We start from the raw sequence: 16,872 nt of genomic DNA, 5'->3' as shown, positions 1-16,872 counted from the left end.
GCGCAGACGTTGGTGATCGTTTCCTGATGCTTCTTCGTTCCAGGAGGAACCCTCCATGCCGCTTCCTTCCGCCGGATGGCACAAGAGCAGTTACAGCGGCGACTTCGAGGACGCTTGCGTGGAGGTCCGGGTGACGGCCGCCAGTGAGGCTTTGCTGATCCGGGACTCCAAGGACCGCTCCCTGCGTCCGGTGACCGTCTCTGCCGCTTCCTGGCGCACCTTCCTGGCCAGCCACTCCAACGCGTAGCCAGCGCCGGCCGCCGCGCAGGTTACGTTCCGCCCGTCCTGCCGTCGGCGGTCAGTCCTTCACTGCTGGTCGCCCCGGACGATCCACAGGTCGGGGCGTTGGGGAGCGAACTCACCGTCCTCAAGGGCTGCCTCGCGCCACCTGGCGATCAGTTGGACTTGCCATTCGCTGTCGTGCCGGAAGCCGGGCGGGGGCATGTCGGGAACGGTCGGCCAGAGGATCGTGGCGGCGAACCGGAGAGCGTGCATGGCGGCGGTGGCGTGGGCATCGACGGCGTTCCCTTCCAGGCGGCGCAGCGTGTCCAGACGGGTGGCCACGTCGAGCAGCTCGTTGTACGTCTTCTGGTACTCCTGTGCTCGAACGGCGCCGAGGTCATCCACGACCGGCTCCGGCAGAGGTGATGAGCCGTGGGACCAAGCGGTACAGGTCGGCCCATACGGCGCGGGCTTCGTATCCACAGAGCACAGCGGCCTCCTTGGTCAGGGGTTCTCGTGACGCCAGGCGCTGGGTACGAGGCCGGGCAGGCGATGGTTGATCTGGTGCTCGCCCTTGGTGCAGCCCTGAAATGGGCCCGTAGGTGCGCGCAGTTCTCGCAGGGCGGGGTCCAGGTGGTCGCGGTGCCACACGGAGGGGCCGGTATAGCCGCAGGTCGCGGGGTCCGTGAGTTCCTGCCAGGCCAGCCAACAGGCGTGCAGGCGGGCGACGGCGACGGGGTGCTCGAACCAGAGGTGGCACCAGCGGGCGTCGGCGCTGGGCTCGCCGAGGTAGCCGGGCACGAGAACGCCCTCGACCCACTCGATCAGGGCCCGCAGCTCGTCGTCGTACTGCGGCGAATCGAGCAACAAAATGAACGGCGGGTACTGCCACTCCTCCTCCGGGCCCTGCTCGGCGGCCTCCGCGCCGGCCAGCTCCTCCTCGTCGGCGAGGGCCCCGCCCGGTTCGCCGTCCCCGCCGCCGGTGAGCGTCTTGACCAGGGCCGTCAGGTAGGCGACCTGGGCCTTGAGGTCCTCGATGTCCTCGAACATGCCGACCGGCACGTCCAACTCCGGGACGTCGTCGGGGTCACCGGCCACTGCGTGCCGCCTTCCGCTCCTCGTACGCGGCGACCGCGCGCTTGGTGATGGCCTGCTCCTCCGCCCTCATCTGCGGGCCGATGTGCGCCATCAGCCGCTCCGCGTACCAGGGACGCAAGCTGATCTGCGCGACTGGCATGCCGGTGGCCAGCAGCAGGGCCGTGCCCTTCTTCATGGCGCGGATCTCGGCCGGGTCCAGCACCTGCTCGCGCTGCTCGGACCAGCTGCGGCTGTGGCCGTCCTTGGACTTGGAGTACGAGCCGCGCTCGACGTAGTGCGCGCCGGTCAGCGTGGACACGTCCTGGGCGAACTTGGCGTCGTCCAGGCCGACGCCGATGACCTTTTTAGTGGCCGCGCTCCACATGGAGTCCATGCCGACCTCGCCCCACGCCTTCACACCCTGCCGGTAGCTCTGGAGGATCACGAACGGGGTGATCCCGCGGGAGCCGAGGTGCGAGTACAGGTCGGGCAGGTCGGCGATCCGGCAGATGTTGGCGGCCTCGTCCAGGACGGCGCGCATCGGCTCAGGCAGGCGGCCGCCGTGGCGTTCGCCCGCCTCGGCGCCGGCGGTGAACACGGCGTCCGCCAGGGCGGCCACCACGGCGGAGGCGGGGCCGCCCTTCTTCGACAGCAGGTAGAGGGTGTCCTTACTGAGGGCGAATTCCTCGGGGTCGAACCGGGGGTGGTGCTTGTCCGGGGTGACCCACGCGAGCACCTTCTCGTCACGCAGTGCGCTGACGGCCGTGCGGGCGTTCTGATAGATCCCGCTCTGGGTCTCTTCGGCGATGTTGATGGAGCTGTCCACCTGCTCGGCGAGCACCGGCTCGTTGGCGTACAGGACGCGCAGCGGCGCTTTCTCCTTCGGGTCCGACAGCCATTTCATGACGTCCCGGACGCTGCCGCCCTCCCAGTACGCGGCCCGGAACAGGCCCACCAAGAGGTCGCCCGCCGCTTGGCTCCAGAAGGGATCGGCTTGCTCCGAGGTGATCTGGTTGACGAAGTGGGAGGCCAGACGTTCAGCGCCCTCCAGCGTCTCCGCCTGGGCGATCATGTCCCACCACATCTGGCGCTCGGCTTGGGCCACGCCCTGGGTGTCGAGAATCCAGGGGTGTCCGACCTTCGCCCGGCTCGCGAGGGTCGCCGCGTACACGTCGGCCTTGTTGCTGGTCATCAGCAGCGCGCCAGGCGCCTCTTCCGCCACTGGGATGGCCAGGGACGTGGACTTGCCTGCGCGGGGCGCCATGATGGCGACGTAGGTGTCCTCGTCGCTGCCCCGCAGCTCGATGCCCGATGGCATGTGGTCTCCGAGGAGCACGCCCCGGTCACGGGCCGGAAGCTGGGAGGGCTTGGCCTCCTTCAGTGAGGCCCGTAGGCGGGTCGCGGTGCGGGCCGCGTGCTTCGGCGTCAGCTCGCGCACCTGGTGCAGCGTCGCCAGGCTGGAGGGGTTCCTGAACCACCGGAAGGTCCAGCGCAGGCCCCACACGAGGAAGACGACGACGGCCAGGTCGGCCACGGTGGCGCCGACGATGGACGCGGTCTGCGAGTGCGGCCAGGCCGCGGACCAGTCGGTGACCATCTGGAAGGCGCCGACCAGGGAGGTGGGGAACGGGGCGGCGTCGTCGCCGGTCAGCACGGCGCCGGCGGCCGCGCCGGACCACGTCGACACCGACAGCGTCACGGCGCCTCCGAGGAGGATGCCCCCGGCGGCCCATGCGCGGTCGTTCTCCGTCATCATCAGCTTCCACCTCCCGTGGCGGTCATCCGGCGGCGGTTGTTGTCCGTGCGGTACAGACGCAGCTCTGTTGAGGTCAGCTCCAGCGCGGACGCGATCCCGGGCCGGGTGCCGATCTTGATGAGGTACTTGCCGCGGCCCGGGTGCCGGGCGCCCTCCTCCTCGACCGGGGCGGTGCCGTCGGCGTCGTCGTAGGTGGGGTCGATGTCGAGCCCGGTGCTGGTCGCCGAGGACCATGAGCCGATCATCATGCGCTCCTGCTCGGTGAGGGACCTCTTGCCGGTCACCCGCCGCAGCTCCTCCTCGGAGGAGGCGCCGATCACCCACGTGTCGCACCGGTCCATCAGGCCGCGCGCCTTGGCGCGGTCGGTCTCCGTCGGCAGGGCCTCGACGTCGAGCAGCGAGTGGGTGACGTAGATCGTCACGTCGTTCGTGGTCCGGTTCAGGCGGCTGATGGCGTCCATCGCGTCCACGAGTCCGGGGCCGGAACGCAGGGCCCGCCACATCTCGTCCATCGGCAGCACCAGGGAGCGGTCCATCAGCCCGATGCTGCGGGCGGAGTCGATCGCGGAGTAGGTGTAGGCCCAGGTGGCGATCATTCCGGCCGAAACGACGTCGTTGCCGCGCGCCCGCAGGGCGGAGATGTCCACCGAGACCGCGGGGGCGGAGATGTCCAGGGGCGTGGTCGTGGGCCCGTCGAAGAGGCCCTTGAGCGGGCCGCCGATGAGGTTGTCGAGTCCGGCGATGACGCTGCGGGTCAGGTCCTGGTAGCGCTCGCCGTCGGCGGCGAGTTTGGTCCGTAGCTCCTCGGGCGCCGCGCGCAGCACCTGCACGACGTCGGCGACGACCGGGTCGCTGCCCGACTCCTGTGCGGCGGAGGCGACCTGGACGGCCGTGTCCAGCGCGCTGCGCTCGATCTCGTTGGGGGCCCGGCCCAGTCCGTGCTTGGTGGACAGCAGGGCGACCAGCGTCTCCAGGCGCCGGCCGTTGAGGACGTCGAGCAGGGCCTCGCGCCGCTCCGCCGTCAGCGACTGCACGCGCCCCTTGAGCGGGCCGGAGTCCAGCGGGTTCAGGCGGCCGATGCCGTCGCCGATCCGGACCACGGATCCGCCGAGCTCGCGGATCATGTCGCTGTACTCGCCCTTGACGTCACCGGGCACCACGCTCATGAAGCCGTACGCCGAGTAGACCATGCACATGCGCTTGACCAGCGCGGACTTGCCCGCACCCGGCTGGGACATGACCCACACACCCGGGTTGGTCACCAACTTGCCCGTCCACCCGCTGGGGTCGATGCACACCAACTCACCGGTCAGCAGGTCCCGGCCGACCGGCACACCGCGCGGCGGCAGGCCGCTGCCGAGCAGCCACGGGTAGATGCCACCCGCCTGGCTGGTCGGACCGGTGTAGACGGTGCCGGAGTCCTCGACCGGGACACGGCCGCCGAAACGCCCGCCCCATCCCAGCCGCGGGGCGAAACGCCCCTTGAGCTTCCTCGCGGCCCGCCGCTCCTCACGGGTCGGACCCTGCTCAACCACCTTGACCACGCGCTTGGGGGTGGTCACCGGCACTGGCTTGGACTTGCGTGCCATCGTCAGTCCACCACCAGAGGGTTGTAGCCGATCGGCAGCCCGGCAGCGAACACGGCGGCCTGAGCGCCGTAGGCGCTGCGCATGCGGATACCTCGGGTGGCCTTGACCGCGCGGGCCAGTTCCTGGCGGGCGGCGGGCAGGTCGGCGGTGCTGCGGGCTGTGGCGGTCACCATGAGCGTCCAGTCGACCACTTGGGCGCCTCCGGCGACCTGGGCGGCGGCTTTCTCCGCCCGCTGGGCGTCCGCCCGCTGGCTGTACTTGGCGCGGCCTTTGACCTCGGCGGTCGCCTGCGCCCTTTGATGGGCGTGGGAGATCTCGCGCTCCAGCACCGCCTCGCCCTCCATCGGGTCGAGCACGCGGTAGGCGATGGTGATGCGCCGCTGGTAGCGGCCTGGGGCAAGCAGCGGCAGCAGCACGGAGTAGGGGATGGGGCGGCGCGGCATCTCGCGCAGCACCCAGCTGACGGACACCCCGCCGTCGTGCGCGTAGGTCTCCCAGTCGTCGTCGGCGGCCTGCGGCCCGCACTCCGACCACGACAGTTCCTCGAACTCCTTGTCGCGGGCGTTGAAGACTTCGGGGTCGTAGGCGCTGCGGACGATCCGGCGCAGGTCGACGTCGGTCGCCCTGCGCTCGATGTCCGTGCCGGTGCCGGACAGGTCCAGGGAGTCGACCACCCGAAGCGCCTCGGCGACCTGCTCGGCGAGGTCCGCCGGCGGGTTGGCGGAGGCGGCCGGGTCCACGGTGACGCTCATCCACGGCGCCACACTCGCGGTGGCGTGCGGGGTCGTGCGCACCAGCTCGTCGATGACCTGCTTCGCCAGCTGCGGCGCGTTCGGGTCCTTGCGGGCCTTCACGTCGTCCCCGAGCGCCTCCCCGGCGCCGGGCGTGATCTGGATGGTCACGCTCGCGCCCTTGACCTGCTCGTCGGTGCTCATCGCATCCAGTACGGACGACCAGGTGCGCAGGCTGCTCTGCACCGCGCCGGTGGGCGCCATGAGGCTGCCGCCCGGCGCGAGGAGCGTGGTGATGGTCATGTAGCCGGTCGCCCGGTCGTGAACGACGCCGACGGCCCGGCTGGTGGTGGGGTCGTGTGCCTTGATCAGGGTGCTGCTCGCGCCGACGCCTGGGAGGTCCAGGGCGTACGGATGCGGCAGCAGCAGCCGCCGGTAGGAGGTGGCGTCGACGCGTGCCGCCCGCTTCCAGGCGAACTTGGCCCAGTAGTACGACAGCGCGGACATGCCGTGGCGGCGGGCGGCGGCCAGTCCGAAGAAGGCGGCCGTCACCGGCAGGGTGACCAGCAGCGACAGCGGCATCTGCGTGGCGATCAGGCCGTCCGCCGTCAGCACCGCGGCCGCGATCATTGTCGCGCTCCGCGACAGCCCGCCGAAGCCGAAACTGCGGCGGGCCCTAAAGCCTTCGACCATCAGGGTCTTGGGCACTTCATGGGCTGTCACTGCTGCTCTCCCCCGCCCACTTGTCCACTCGCACCCTGGATGGCGTCGTTGACGCCGTCCAGGACCTGAATACCGACACCGACCGCGCCCGCACCGGCTGCGGCCGTGCCCGCCGTACCTGCGGCACCTGCTGCCGCCGTGCCAGTGCCCGCCGCGCTACTCGAGGCACCGGCCGCCGCCGCGTCGGCGCCTGCAACGCCCTCGGCTCCGGCCTGGCCGGGCACGCGGGCTCCGGCCTCGTTGCGGGCGGCCTGCGCCTGGGCGTCGCCGCCCGCCCCGCTGTCCTCCCCGGAGCTGCCGTCGCCACGCTGGCCCTGGCTGCCCATGCTCTGCTCAACGAATTGGGCGTGGGACACGGCGTCGGTCGGACCGCTGCCCGCGTCGCCACCGTTGTCGCCACCGCTGTCCGTGCTCTTACCGCCCAGGTAGCCCGCGGCCGCCGACAGCGCGCCACTGGCTCCGCCCGCGCCCATTCCGGCGCCGACCGCCGCCCCGAAGGGGGCGAAGATCTTGGTGAGCGGCCCCGGCGCCACTACCGCAAGAACGAGAGTTGCGAAGCCGCGCAGCCACTCGACGAGTGTCTTCGAATGCCCGAACTCCGCAAAACCGGTGCAGATGATGACGGCGACGATGGGCTTGTACGCGACGATGACCATGCCGGTGGTGAGCAGGGTCGGCGCCCACTTGCGGGTGGCTTCACCGCCGGTGCGGCCGCCGCCGGCCACGGGCAGCAGCAGGCAGATGATGGGGATGGCGGACTGCCGCAGGAAGATCATGACCATCTGGATGAACCCGATCAACAACAGCGCCGCGACCACGCACAGCACGGTGATGGGGTTGGTGATGGCGACGGGCAGCATCACGGCGACGATGCGCTCGTAGGCCTGCCCGTCGTCGGCGAACGTGGCGTTGACCAGGCCCGCGCTCAGCGCGTCCCCGAGGACGAGCAGCAGCGCGAACAGGCTCACCCCGAGGAAGGACAGGAAGAAGTTCTCCACCCATCCGGTCATCGCCCGCCCGGCATGCTTGGCCTGTCCGGTGAGCGCCATCTTGCCCAAGTTCCAGATCACCCCGGCCACGGCGATCACCAGCCCTAGCCAGGTCAGCATGCCCGCGAGGGTGGCTTTGCCGCCCCACAGTCCGGTGCCTTCCAGGTCCACGGAGGGACCGAGCAGGGCGAAGGTCAGCGTCTTCTTAATGATCCACTTGGTGACGTCCATAGCGGACCTGATGACGTCGCCGAGGACGGAGTCCCACACAGCTTTCCAGGCTTCTTTGACCTTCTCCTCTCCGACCTTGCCGATGGCGTCGCACGCGTCGGCGCCGGTCAGGCTTCCCGGGCGCCCGGGGGCCTGGCCGCCACCGGGCATGATCGTGCCGAGGATGGGCCCGGTGATGATCCGGCAGGAGGCTTCTATCCCGCCGCCGATCGGCCCGTCCGCCCGGGCGGGCTGCGGCGCGGACACCGACACCCCGAGCACCGCCACGAGCGCCAGCAGCAAGGCAGCCAGACGGCGCCTGATCACGATGCCTCCCGGATGGCTGTCCACCCGGCCGAGTTGAAGGCGGCATCTCCCGGCGCCACGATCTTCGGCTCGTCCTTCTGGGCGTCCGGCAGGGCGCGCTGGGTGGCCGTGCCGGACAGCTTCCAGTCGCCGTCTTCCCACACCACGCCGTTCAGGATGCGGGTGTAGTCGACGGACTCTTTCGCCGTCTCGCCCGCCTTCTGTGCCGCCCGGGACAGCAGCCACACGCTGACCTCGTCGTCCGACTCGCGGACGACCTTGTAGCCGACCACGCTGCTGCGCATGTAAGCCCCGGAGGGCAGCGGTTCGCCGACGGGGGCGTTCATCTGCTTGTGCAGGGACTTGTCGGTCTCGATCGCGGCCAGCTCGATCTTCTCGGCGTTCTCGTCGCTTCGGTCGGTCTTGGAGACGTACGAGTGGTAGATGCGCAGCTGCTCGTCGACGGTGTCGCGGTCGGCCTCGATGCTGACCGTGTTGGCGGCCGCCGCCATCGCTACGGCGCCCTCGGTGGTGTGCGGGAAGCCGAGCTGGCTGCCGCGCTCGTTGGTGCGCTTCCCCCGCGGAAGCGCGCTCCACCTGCTCGGCTCGGTCCAGTCGTCCGGTTGTGCGTACGTCGCCGACGGACGGGGCGAGGCGGACACGGACGCGCTCGGGGTCGATCCGCCTTTGCTCGTGTCCGTGTCCTCATCGCCGCCGTTGAGCACGGCGTAGCCCGTCAGGGCAAGCACGGCCGCGAGCGCGGCGCCCGCGAACCAGTTCCCCTTGGTGTTCCACGTTCCCCTGGTGCGTCCCATGTCCGCCGCCTCAGCCCGCGATGCCGTTGAGGATGGCGATGAGCGAGCTGGACAAGATCACTGCGGCCAGCCCGCCCCCCATCCACTTGAACGGCTCGCTGCCGCCGCCGTTGCGGGACTTGTCCGATACGGCCAGCTTGTAGACGCCGAAGCCCACGCCGCCGACTCCGGCCAGGATGAGCAGCCACAGGCCGTATCCGAAGATCTCGGCCACCGGGCCGTTCATCCCCGGGATGGGGGTCGGCTTCGCGCCCGGGATGAGCGCCGCCAGGTTCGCCATGTCAGTCATTTCCCTTCGATCTCGCGTCGCAGCCGTGCGGCCGCGGTCTGGACGTCCTTGTACTCCAGGGCCTCGTCGGGCCCTTTCACCGCTCGCAGGACAGGCAGGTACGGCAGTCGCGCCACCCCGGCCAGACGCCCTTCGAGGGCCCGGATGGTGAAGCGGGCGTCGGCCACCGGACGCGTCGGGGCGTCGGCCACCCACACCAGCCAGGGCTTCGGCAGCGGCCCCCAGCGCATGAGGGTCTCCTCCAGGCGTTGCACCCCGTACACGGTCGTGTCGGTCACCAACACCGGGACCGTGCCATAGGGCAGGACCTCCCCCGGCGCCAGGACACGCGCAGCGACGCCGCCGGAGTCGTTGTCGAGCATGGCGGCAACCGTCGCCACTGCAATGCCGTTTCCATCGACGGGCATCAGCCCGTACCGGAGCGCAACCGGTGTGCCGGCGCCCGGGGTTGTCATCACCGGTTGGGTGGTCACGCCACAACTCCCCCTGTGTGCCTGAGTTCAAAGTCGCGATATTGGGCTTCTTGGGACCACTGAGGCTAGCGTGACCCTCTGTCAGACACGGGTGGGGTTTTCGCATAGCCGGAGGTCAGGTCACAGGTGTGGCTCTACAAGAACGCGGGACAGCGCGGACTTTGCCCCCAATGGAGCAGTTTCCTAAAAGGGTCGACCGACCGGTTCCCTGTCGGCGTTCCCGCCATTTCCCGCGGCGCAATGCCAGCACTCATCAGCCACACCCCCGAGTCGCCAAGAGACCCCGCGCGGACGCCCCTCCATTCCGCTGCATGCGGCGGAATGGAAGGCTTTCCCTGCGCGAAATCCCCTCGCGCGAGGCTGTCACAGACCCTACGCGAAGCGTGATCGCGGGCATGGCCCGGCCCTACGCCAATCCAGGCGCACCCGCCGAGCAACTCGTGATCTAGTACGGCGGACAGTCACGCAACCGGAACACAACAGCGAAGAGAGAGCAAGCACACGGGGGGATAGCGCGTGAAGGTGCTCGTTACGGCTGCCGCCGCGGTGATAGGCCTCGTCCTGGTGGTGACCCTCGGGATCGTGGGGTTAGTGATCGCCGACGAGGCTGCCGAAGCCACTGAAACGACTGACGGGGGCGGCGGCCTGCAAGGTGTGCCCGCGGAGTTCCGCGAATGGATCCTCAAAGCAGACGCGGCCTGCAAACAACCGGCGATGGTCCCCTCGCTGCTCGCCGCGCAGCTCTACCAGGAGAGCAAGTTCAAGACCAGCCGCACGGAGGCCACCAGCCACGCCGGCGCCCAGGGCCCGGCACAGTTCATGCCCGGCACCTGGGCGACCTGGGGCAGGGACGACGACGGCAACGGGGAGGCCTCCCCCTGGGACATCGGCGACGCCGTCATGGCGCAGGGCCGGATGATGTGCTCCCTGCTCAAGAAGGCGGAGGGGTCGGGCTACCCCGGAGATGTGCGGGCCTTGGCCCTCGCCGGCTACAACGCTGGCTGGGGCCGCGTCGAGCAGTACGGCGGCGTGCCCCCGAAGTCCTTTGCAGGCGGAGAGACGTACAACTACGTGCAGATCATCCTCAGCACCATGAAGCGTTTCGAGGGGCCCGGACTGTTGCAGGTCTCCGGGTCCGGTACGGGCGCGAAGGCACTGCGCAAGGCGGCCACGCGTCTGGGCACGCCCTACTCCTGGGGCGGCGGCAGCGCGCACGGCCCCACGCTCGGGTTCTGCAGCGCAGGCAGCGGATACCGCAACGGCACCTGCGTCGCCGACGACACCGTCGGCTTCGACTGCTCCTCCCTCGTGCTGTACGCCTACTGGCCAGACGTGAAGCTCCCGCGCACCGCAGCCGCCCAATACGGCGCCACCAGCGACCGCGCCGTCTCCAGGCAGAACCTCAAGCCCGGCGACTTGCTGTTCTGGTCCCACGGCGGCTCCGGCGCGATCTATCACGTCGCCCTGTACGCGGGAGACGGCAACGTCCTCCATGCACCCCGCACCGGCAAGAACGTGGAAGTCGTGCCGCTGACCTCGGCCATGCCTGACCGCGACTACTACGGCGCCACCCGCCCCTGACGCTAATGCCCACCATCCCAGCGTGTGCCGCAGGCCGATATCGGCCTGCGGCACACGCGCGTGCGAGGGGCGCGGCTACTTCGACTTGCCGCGCGTCGGAGCGGGAGCGGGCTGACGGTGTGCGGCCACCCCGGCCTCCGAGGGCGCCGCGGCCTTCCCCGCCCTAGTAGGGTCCAGGCTCGTCGACGTTGCCCTCGCCGCCGTGGTGTTCACCTTCACCCGCGACTCCGCCGCCGCGTCCCCGGCAGGACCCCGCAGGGCGTCACCGGCGGCCAGCACCAGCCGTTTCCCGAGCTGTGATGCGGGCCCCTCCTGCCACGACGTGTCCTTCGCCAGACGGGCCAGGTGCTCACGCACCGGCTTGCCGTCGGTCTCCATCTGGGCCATCCGGCGGGCCACCAGGGGCCACTGGCGGGAGGACACCAACAGGTCCGCCTCCCGTTCCAGCCCGGGCATCGCCTCGCGCACCCACCGGGTGTACCGCTCGTTCTCCTGTGGCGAGATGGCCAGCTGCGCGAACGCCCGCTCGCGGTCGGACAGGTCGAGATCCCGGGGGAGGTCCAGCCCCGTCGTCAGTGGCCCGTACGACAGTTGGGCGTCCCGGCTCATCGCCGGTTCGGCGGCCGCCCCGAGTCCCTTCGCCACCGCCTGGTCGACGGCCAGGACCTCGTTGTGCGCGGAGGCCAGGACCTCGCGCACGTTGACGCCCTTCTCCTCCAGCCGGGCCATCGTCGCGGCCATCTCCGGCCAGGCCGGGGAGGTCAGGATCGCCTCGCGCACGGGTCCCGCCGGCAGTGTCTCGCGCACCACCCGGACCCACTGATCGGTGGTCTCCGAGGCCTTCGCCGCGACCTGGTCGCGCACGTTCACCGCGATCTCGCCGACGCGCGGCAAGACCTGGTCCAGGTCGACGCCTGCCTTACGCAGGGCGAGCAGCTGCTGCGCGAGCTGTGGCCAGTCCGCCTCCTTCATCAGCGCGGTGGAGACGTCCGGAGAAAGCAGTCGCTGAACGTCCTTGCCGACCTCGTTCACCGCCTCCTCGGTGGCCGGAAGGTCGTCCTCCTTTCCCTTCTGCTTGCGCTGCTGGTGGCGCCGTGCAGCGTCCGCGATGGCCATGACCAAACGCGCCGCCATGACCGCGGTCTGCACCGCCTCGGCGGCGGACTCCGCGAACGCCTCCCCCGCGCGCTCCTCTGGTGTCGGTGTTGTCATTTCGCGCTCTCCCCTCGTTAGCGGCCCGGCTTCGGGCCCTTGCGCTGCTGCTCCTCGCCGGGCGGCCGCCGTGTCGGCGAGGGTGCCCCCTGCCTGCGGGCCGGGGGGGTTCGCCCGATGCCGCCGGCGGGCGCGGTAGTCGTGCCGCTACCGGAGGCGGCGGCCGCCGAACTGCGCTGCCGCTGCCATCCGTCCAGGCGCCATACAAGCACCTCGGCGACCGAGTCCGCTGAGTTCAATTCCCTGCGGGCTGCGACCGTTGCCAGGACGTCGCCCGGATCGTCGCCCGCCTTCTCGACCTCTGCGAGCCGGGCTCTCAGGGTGGGCCACGCCGAATCGGCCAGGATCTCGCGGGCGTGCTCGGGGACGGCCTTCTGAACGGTGCCGACCATCGGCCGGGTGCCCGGCGCCGTGGCCGCACGACGCCCGGTCCTCGCCTGGGCCGCGGCGCGCTTGCTGCGAGGCTTGTACTCGCGTGCCGCGTTGACGCCGACGGTCACCTCGACTGCCTCGTGCAGCAGCCGTCCGGCCCGTCCGGCGGCCTCCGCCTGGACGCGGTGCTCCTGCGCCTGGTGCCAGCGCCGGGAGGCTTCCACGGCGGTCACCAGGGCGAGCAGGAAGCCGAGTGCGGCGACCGTGTCGTTACGGCCGACCGAGGACACGGAACGGGCGAGGACCTGGGTCGACTCCCGGTACAGCTCGCGTGCCTGACCCTCCATCTGGCGGACGGTCGGGGCCCGGGATGCCCGCTCGTACTCGTACGCGGCCTTCCGCATCTGGCTGCGCACCAGGTATGGGGAGACGACGGCGGCAGTCACGATCAGGTCCCCGAGCGCGGCCACGTCTCCGGCGCCTTGGTGCAGACCTCCAGCCCCGAGCTGGTCGGCGGCAGCGCGGACCTTCTCCGCCGCCGCACGCCACACATCCGCCGGCGCGGCCGCGGGGTTCACCGGCGTTCCACTCCAGCGTTCGCGTACGCGCGGCAGGGACAAATCCGGGGCGAGCCTTGTGCCCGGGAACCACACCGGCTTCTGTCCGCCGTCGCGGTCTCCGGGCAGGGCCACGGAGTAGCCGGTCACGTTGCCGTCCGGGGCGATCCGCCGCTTCACGCGCAGTCCGGCCACGGCGAGTCGGGCGAAGAAATCGGCGTCGCTCACGGCCGCGGCCGCCGCCTCGCGTACAGCGCGCTGGAGCGTCTCGCGGGCAGGTTCAGACAGTCCCCGGCGCGTCGCCTTCTCCGCCTCTCCGGTCTTCGACCACCTGCGTGCGGTGCCGTCGGCGTGGGTCAGACGACGCAAGCCGAACTCGACCTCGAACCCGCGCGCGGCCTCCTGCATCCGGAGCTTGCTCCAGCTCGTGTCCGGCTGGCGATCGTCCTCGCGGGCCCGGGTCGCCACGATGTGAATGTGGTCGTCGGCGTGGCGCACGGCCACCCATCGGCAACCCTGGTCGTCAGTGTGCGGCGCGATGCCGGAGGCGTGCATCATCTCGCGTGCCACCCGGGCCCACTCCTCGTCGGTGAGGGTCCTGTCCTCGGGAGGATTGCGCACCGCGACGTGGAAGACGTGCAGCGGCGGCTTCTTGCCCGTCAGGGCGCGTACGGGTGCGTCCAGCAGCATCGCGAGATCGGAGATCGAAAACTCATCCGACTTCACCGGATCGGGTACGAACGGGTCCCACGCGGCGACCATGTGCGGGTCCACGTGCTCGTCCCGCTTGCCCGGGCCGTACAGGTAGTAGAGCAGTCCGGCGGTGTCGTCGCCCGGCGCTGCCTCCTTCGGGATCACGAGCGCGGCCGCCGCTCTCTCATCACCTGCAGCGTGGCCTCGTCGACGTGCCGGACGGTCTCGTTGACCAGTGTCAGCACGGCCCTGATCTGGGCGTTGGTCACCTCACCCTCGGCGTTCAGCACGTGCGCCACCTGGTTGAGGTTGTTGCCGACCCTGCGCAACTGTGCTCGCGACCGTATGAGTTCCTGCAAGACCACCTTGGAGTCCGCCGAGACGGGCACCACGTGTTCCGTGGCGACGGCCAGCGCGGCCTGGCCGACCCATGACGCGAGTGCCTGGTTCTCTCGGTCGGCGGCCTCCTGCACGATCGCCAGTTCGGCGTCGTTGAAGGAGACCTTGAAGCGGTGCGACCGGGTCCCGCCCGGTTCGCGCCCACGTCGTCGTACCGGAGGACGCGACGCCTCCTCATCCGCCGGCGACTCGTTCACGCTGGCGCCCCCTCTCCTACCCCTCCCGGTCCATCCCTGGACCAAGATCGATGACGGCCAACCTAGTGCAGACCGGTCAGCGATATCCGGTTACTGGGCCCAGTAACCTACAACTCGCTGCCGGTGGTTACTGCCTCCCCTAAAGGCGCCGGGTAGTCGTGACGTGCGGTCAAAACCGCTGCCACCTGCGGCAGTACGGTCAGATTCCGGGCGGCCGCCGGAATGCCGGGCGCTACGATCACCGCATGCCAAGCGCTGATGAGATCTTGCAGAGGATGAGGGAACTCCAGGAACGCCGGGAGACGGCTGCCAAGCCTCTCGTGGACGTCCTGGCCAAGCGGAGCAAGCTGCTGGGGCAGCTCGCCGAACTCGACGAGCCGTACGGCAAGGCGTACGTCGACGCCGAAGCGGCGGGGTGGACGGCGGAGGACCTGGCGAAGCTGGGCGCCGACGAGCCGGTGAAGCGACCGCGGAAGCGGTCCCGTTCGGTAGGAAAGAGGACCGGCGGCCAGGCGTCTGCGACGGCCGACGCGGGCAGCTCGCCGACGGGCGGCATCCCCGCGCAGGACAGCTCCCCCACGGCCGACGAGGTGACTTCCGCCGCCTCCGTGTGACACGACCGGACACAGCGAAGGGGCCCCGCTTGGCGAGGCCCCTTCGTCGTGGTGCGTACGCCGGTCAGGCGACGGGTGACCGGTCGGTGTTCTGCGCCGGGACACGAGGGGCGAACAGCTTTCGCAGAAGCGTCCGTCCGCCCTCCTCGACCGCCGCCGGGCGGTACAGCTCCTCGACGTACGCCCGGACCTTGGCCTCCCACTGCCGGTCTCCGAGGATGCGCCCGAACAGCGCTGCCGACACCATCGGGCAGACGACATCGGCGGCCTGCTGAGCCTTGTTCCGTACCCCGCGGCCGCGGCCGACATGGCGCCACGGGTAGTCGGCTGGGAAGCCCACCAGGCGGCCGATGTCCTCCTGCGTGATCCGCTCGCCGGTCTCGGCGCAGGTCCAGCCGTAGGCCGTCGCCGTGACGCACGTCGACGGGAGGTCGGCGCTGCGGGAGCTGCCGCCCTTCGCGCGACCGGTGATCGGGTCCACGGGCCGGTTCCCGCGCGTCAGGTAGGTGCGGCCGGTGGGCCATCGGACGCACTTGGCGAACGTCGTCACGGGGAACGGCTGGGTGGGCGTCAGGTCGACGAACGGGCGCTCGCCCCGGTAGGCGGCCATCAGCCTGCGCTTGCGGTGGGAGGCGGAGCCGTAGTCGACCGCGTCCAGCGTGAACGCCTCGGTGGTGTGCCACCCGGCCTCGCTCAGCCGGTCCATCAGCGCGGCCTCGATCCGGGCGGGCAGGGCGCTCGACTGCTCGACGGCGACCCACTCCACGCTGCCGCCTCGGGCAAGCATCGCCAGGGGCCAGATGACGACCTCCGCCATCAGCCCGGCCCGCGCGTCCTCCAACTGCTCCAGCGGCTCGCGGACCTCGTCCCAGGTCATCTTCAGGCGGGGCGCGTAGCCGTCCTCGCAGCCGGGTGCCACGTCGCCGCCTTCGGGGGTGACGACCGGGTGGAACCCGGCGGCCGCGGCGGCCTCCAGCACGGTGCGCTCGATCAGCTCGATCGCGCCCGTGTAGTGCCCCTTGCGCAGGCCCGACGGGTTGTACGCCTGGCACGGCGGGGTGAGCGCGATGCCGGTGACGTGCTGGAGGCACGGGTGCTCGGGGTCCAGGTCGGTCACGTCCGCGTGGATGACGCGGTACCCGGCGGCCGTCGACGTCGCGACGGCGCCACGGTCCAGGTCGACGCCGACCACGTCGACGTTGGCCCGCAGGATGCGCAGGATGCCGTGCGTGAGGCCTCCCGGGCCAGCGAACAGGACCACGATCCGGGGGCGGAGCACGCGGCCCCGGCCGTCCTTCGCCGGCGGGAACAGCCACTCAACCGGCCACGGTCCCGCGTACCACTGCAACAGCTCGTAGGTCTCGCGGTCCAGGGCCACAAGCTGGTCGGCGGCGATGCCCTCGGACTCCAGTCGGTCCAGCGTCATCGCTGCGCGCTCACCCTTGGCCGCGCGGCCGCACTCGGCGGCCTCCACCATGTCGCCGTCCGCGATCCCGTACGCGCACTGGATGGCGCGGAGCATGGCGTCAAGTGCCCATCCGTCGGCCTCCTCGCCGGGGTTCGCCTGGGCGAAGTCAACGAGCAGATCGGCCGTGCGGCGGCACTCGATCAGGTCCGGGTGCCCGGCCGCGCGGTGCAGGACCGCCGCGTCCTCCTCCTGGTCCTCCGCCACGTCGGCGAGCCACTCGGGCAGTGCCGCCCGCTGCGCTGCTTCGGTCTCGATCATGTGCCCGTGGTCCCTGTCGTTGAGGCTTCTCGGTGGCGCCGGTCCGGGATTCCCGCCCCGTTCCGACACTGCTAATTCAATCAAGTTTTGGGGGGTAGGTCAAGGCATCTGCGCAGGTCACATGAGGTTTCCGCCCCGGCGTCGGGACGCCGTACGACCGCCCCGGTCGGGGGGCTCCCTCCTCGGTCGGGCAGGCGTCAGCCGACCGCGGGCCGTGTCGGGGTGCCGGGCTCGCCGGAGGCGACCGCCGCAGGCGGCTTGGCCTGGCGGCCCGGCGCGGGCTGTGGTCCCCTCCGGGTGCCCGTCCGGGGAGGGAGTCCCCCGGCCGCCCACCCCCCCTG

General features: G+C 70.8%; 16 protein-coding genes. 3 read left to right on the top strand and 13 right to left on the bottom strand.

Annotated features, from left to right (window positions below):
* The first annotated feature begins 55 nt into the window (after positions 1 to 55).
* Complete coding sequence (locus tag ACGF5T_RS33655) at positions 56 to 247, top strand: DUF397 domain-containing protein (protein WP_366768214.1); 192 nt, start codon at positions 56 to 58, stop codon at positions 245 to 247.
* 59 nt (positions 248 to 306) lie between these two features.
* Here ACGF5T_RS33655 and ACGF5T_RS33650 read toward each other — a convergent pair whose 3' ends face one another.
* The 9 genes from ACGF5T_RS33650 to ACGF5T_RS33610 all read right to left on the bottom strand — a co-directional run bounded on the left by ACGF5T_RS33650 (position 307) and on the right by ACGF5T_RS33610 (position 9,180).
* Positions 307 to 627, bottom strand: a complete 321-nt coding sequence (locus ACGF5T_RS33650) for a hypothetical protein (protein WP_366768213.1) — start codon at positions 625 to 627, stop codon at positions 307 to 309.
* Positions 628 to 726: 99 nt separating this feature from the next.
* Positions 727 to 1,320, bottom strand: a complete 594-nt coding sequence (locus tag ACGF5T_RS33645) for a DUF4913 domain-containing protein (RefSeq protein ID WP_366768212.1) — start codon at positions 1,318 to 1,320, stop codon at positions 727 to 729.
* A complete protein-coding gene (locus ACGF5T_RS33640; RefSeq protein WP_366768211.1) occupies positions 1,310 to 3,055 on the bottom strand; it encodes a TraM recognition domain-containing protein in 1,746 nt (581 codons plus the stop codon). Before ACGF5T_RS33640 ends, ACGF5T_RS33645 begins: the two co-directional genes overlap by 11 nt.
* Entirely contained in the window at positions 3,055 to 4,644 is a 1,590-nt protein-coding gene (locus ACGF5T_RS33635) for an ATP-binding protein (protein WP_366768210.1), read from the bottom strand. Before ACGF5T_RS33635 ends, ACGF5T_RS33640 begins: the two co-directional genes overlap by 1 nt.
* A gap of 2 nt (positions 4,645 to 4,646) precedes the next feature.
* Positions 4,647 to 6,098, bottom strand: coding sequence for an SCO6880 family protein (locus ACGF5T_RS33630; RefSeq protein ID WP_366768209.1), 1,452 nt, complete (start codon positions 6,096 to 6,098; stop codon positions 4,647 to 4,649).
* A complete protein-coding gene (locus tag ACGF5T_RS33625; RefSeq protein WP_366768208.1) occupies positions 6,095 to 7,648 on the bottom strand; it encodes a hypothetical protein in 1,554 nt (517 codons plus the stop codon). The genes ACGF5T_RS33630 and ACGF5T_RS33625 overlap by 4 nt, the downstream gene beginning before the upstream one ends.
* Complete coding sequence (locus ACGF5T_RS33620; RefSeq protein ID WP_366768207.1) at positions 7,621 to 8,418, bottom strand: hypothetical protein; 798 nt, start codon at positions 8,416 to 8,418, stop codon at positions 7,621 to 7,623. The genes ACGF5T_RS33625 and ACGF5T_RS33620 overlap by 28 nt, the downstream gene beginning before the upstream one ends.
* A gap of 10 nt (positions 8,419 to 8,428) precedes the next feature.
* Positions 8,429 to 8,707: a hypothetical protein gene (locus ACGF5T_RS33615; RefSeq protein WP_102910685.1), complete on the bottom strand. Its 279-nt coding sequence runs from the start codon at positions 8,705 to 8,707 to the stop codon at positions 8,429 to 8,431.
* A complete protein-coding gene (locus ACGF5T_RS33610; protein ID WP_366768205.1) occupies positions 8,704 to 9,180 on the bottom strand; it encodes a hypothetical protein in 477 nt (158 codons plus the stop codon). Before ACGF5T_RS33610 ends, ACGF5T_RS33615 begins: the two co-directional genes overlap by 4 nt.
* A gap of 516 nt (positions 9,181 to 9,696) precedes the next feature.
* Between ACGF5T_RS33610 and ACGF5T_RS33605 the strand changes: the two genes are divergently transcribed.
* The gene (locus tag ACGF5T_RS33605) at positions 9,697 to 10,761 is read left to right on the top strand and encodes an NlpC/P60 family protein (RefSeq protein WP_366768204.1); all 1,065 of its coding nucleotides are present in this window, start codon (positions 9,697 to 9,699) and stop codon (positions 10,759 to 10,761) included.
* Between the two features lie 75 nt (positions 10,762 to 10,836).
* On the opposite strand, the gene ACGF5T_RS33600 is transcribed toward ACGF5T_RS33605, so the two are convergent.
* The 3 genes from ACGF5T_RS33600 to mobC are packed head-to-tail and all read right to left on the bottom strand — an operon-like array spanning position 10,837 to position 14,191.
* Entirely contained in the window at positions 10,837 to 11,973 is a 1,137-nt protein-coding gene (locus tag ACGF5T_RS33600; RefSeq protein ID WP_366768203.1) for a hypothetical protein, read from the bottom strand.
* Between the two features lie 17 nt (positions 11,974 to 11,990).
* Positions 11,991 to 13,760 carry a relaxase/mobilization nuclease domain-containing protein gene (locus ACGF5T_RS33595; protein WP_366768202.1) on the bottom strand — a complete coding sequence of 590 codons (1,770 nt, stop codon included), beginning with the start codon at positions 13,758 to 13,760 and terminating at the stop codon, positions 11,991 to 11,993.
* A complete protein-coding gene (gene mobC, locus ACGF5T_RS33590) occupies positions 13,757 to 14,191 on the bottom strand; it encodes a plasmid mobilization relaxosome protein MobC (protein ID WP_366768200.1) in 435 nt (144 codons plus the stop codon). Before mobC ends, ACGF5T_RS33595 begins: the two co-directional genes overlap by 4 nt.
* 245 nt (positions 14,192 to 14,436) lie before the next feature.
* Between mobC and ACGF5T_RS33585 the strand changes: the two genes are divergently transcribed.
* Positions 14,437 to 14,805 carry a hypothetical protein gene (locus ACGF5T_RS33585; protein WP_366768199.1) on the top strand — a complete coding sequence of 123 codons (369 nt, stop codon included), beginning with the start codon at positions 14,437 to 14,439 and terminating at the stop codon, positions 14,803 to 14,805.
* A 64-nt stretch (positions 14,806 to 14,869) separates the two neighbouring features.
* Here ACGF5T_RS33585 and ACGF5T_RS33580 read toward each other — a convergent pair whose 3' ends face one another.
* The gene (locus ACGF5T_RS33580; RefSeq protein ID WP_366768198.1) at positions 14,870 to 16,531 is read right to left on the bottom strand and encodes a hypothetical protein; all 1,662 of its coding nucleotides are present in this window, start codon (positions 16,529 to 16,531) and stop codon (positions 14,870 to 14,872) included.
* Positions 16,532 to 16,872 lie beyond the last annotated feature (341 nt).

Source organism: Streptomyces sp. NPDC047853 (assembly GCF_043204535.1).
Classification (GTDB): domain Bacteria; phylum Actinomycetota; class Actinomycetes; order Streptomycetales; family Streptomycetaceae; genus Streptomyces.
This window is presented reverse-complemented; position numbering and strand designations above follow the sequence as displayed.

Excerpts from the sequence above, each read along its gene's own strand:
- ACGF5T_RS33655 (WP_366768214.1), top strand. The coding sequence starts at position 56 with ATGCCGCTTCCTTCCGCCGGATGGCACAAGAGCAGTTACAGCGGCGAC.
- ACGF5T_RS33640 (WP_366768211.1), bottom strand. The coding sequence starts at position 3,055 with ATGATGACGGAGAACGACCGCGCATGGGCCGCCGGGGGCATCCTCCTC.
- ACGF5T_RS33635 (WP_366768210.1), bottom strand. The coding sequence starts at position 4,644 with ATGGCACGCAAGTCCAAGCCAGTGCCGGTGACCACCCCCAAGCGCGTG.
- ACGF5T_RS33620 (WP_366768207.1), bottom strand. The coding sequence starts at position 8,418 with ATGGGACGCACCAGGGGAACGTGGAACACCAAGGGGAACTGGTTCGCG.
- ACGF5T_RS33615 (WP_102910685.1), bottom strand. The coding sequence starts at position 8,707 with ATGACTGACATGGCGAACCTGGCGGCGCTCATCCCGGGCGCGAAGCCG.
- ACGF5T_RS33600 (WP_366768203.1), bottom strand. The coding sequence starts at position 11,973 with ATGACAACACCGACACCAGAGGAGCGCGCGGGGGAGGCGTTCGCGGAG.
- ACGF5T_RS33585 (WP_366768199.1), top strand. The coding sequence starts at position 14,437 with ATGCCAAGCGCTGATGAGATCTTGCAGAGGATGAGGGAACTCCAGGAA.
- ACGF5T_RS33580 (WP_366768198.1), bottom strand. The coding sequence starts at position 16,531 with ATGATCGAGACCGAAGCAGCGCAGCGGGCGGCACTGCCCGAGTGGCTC.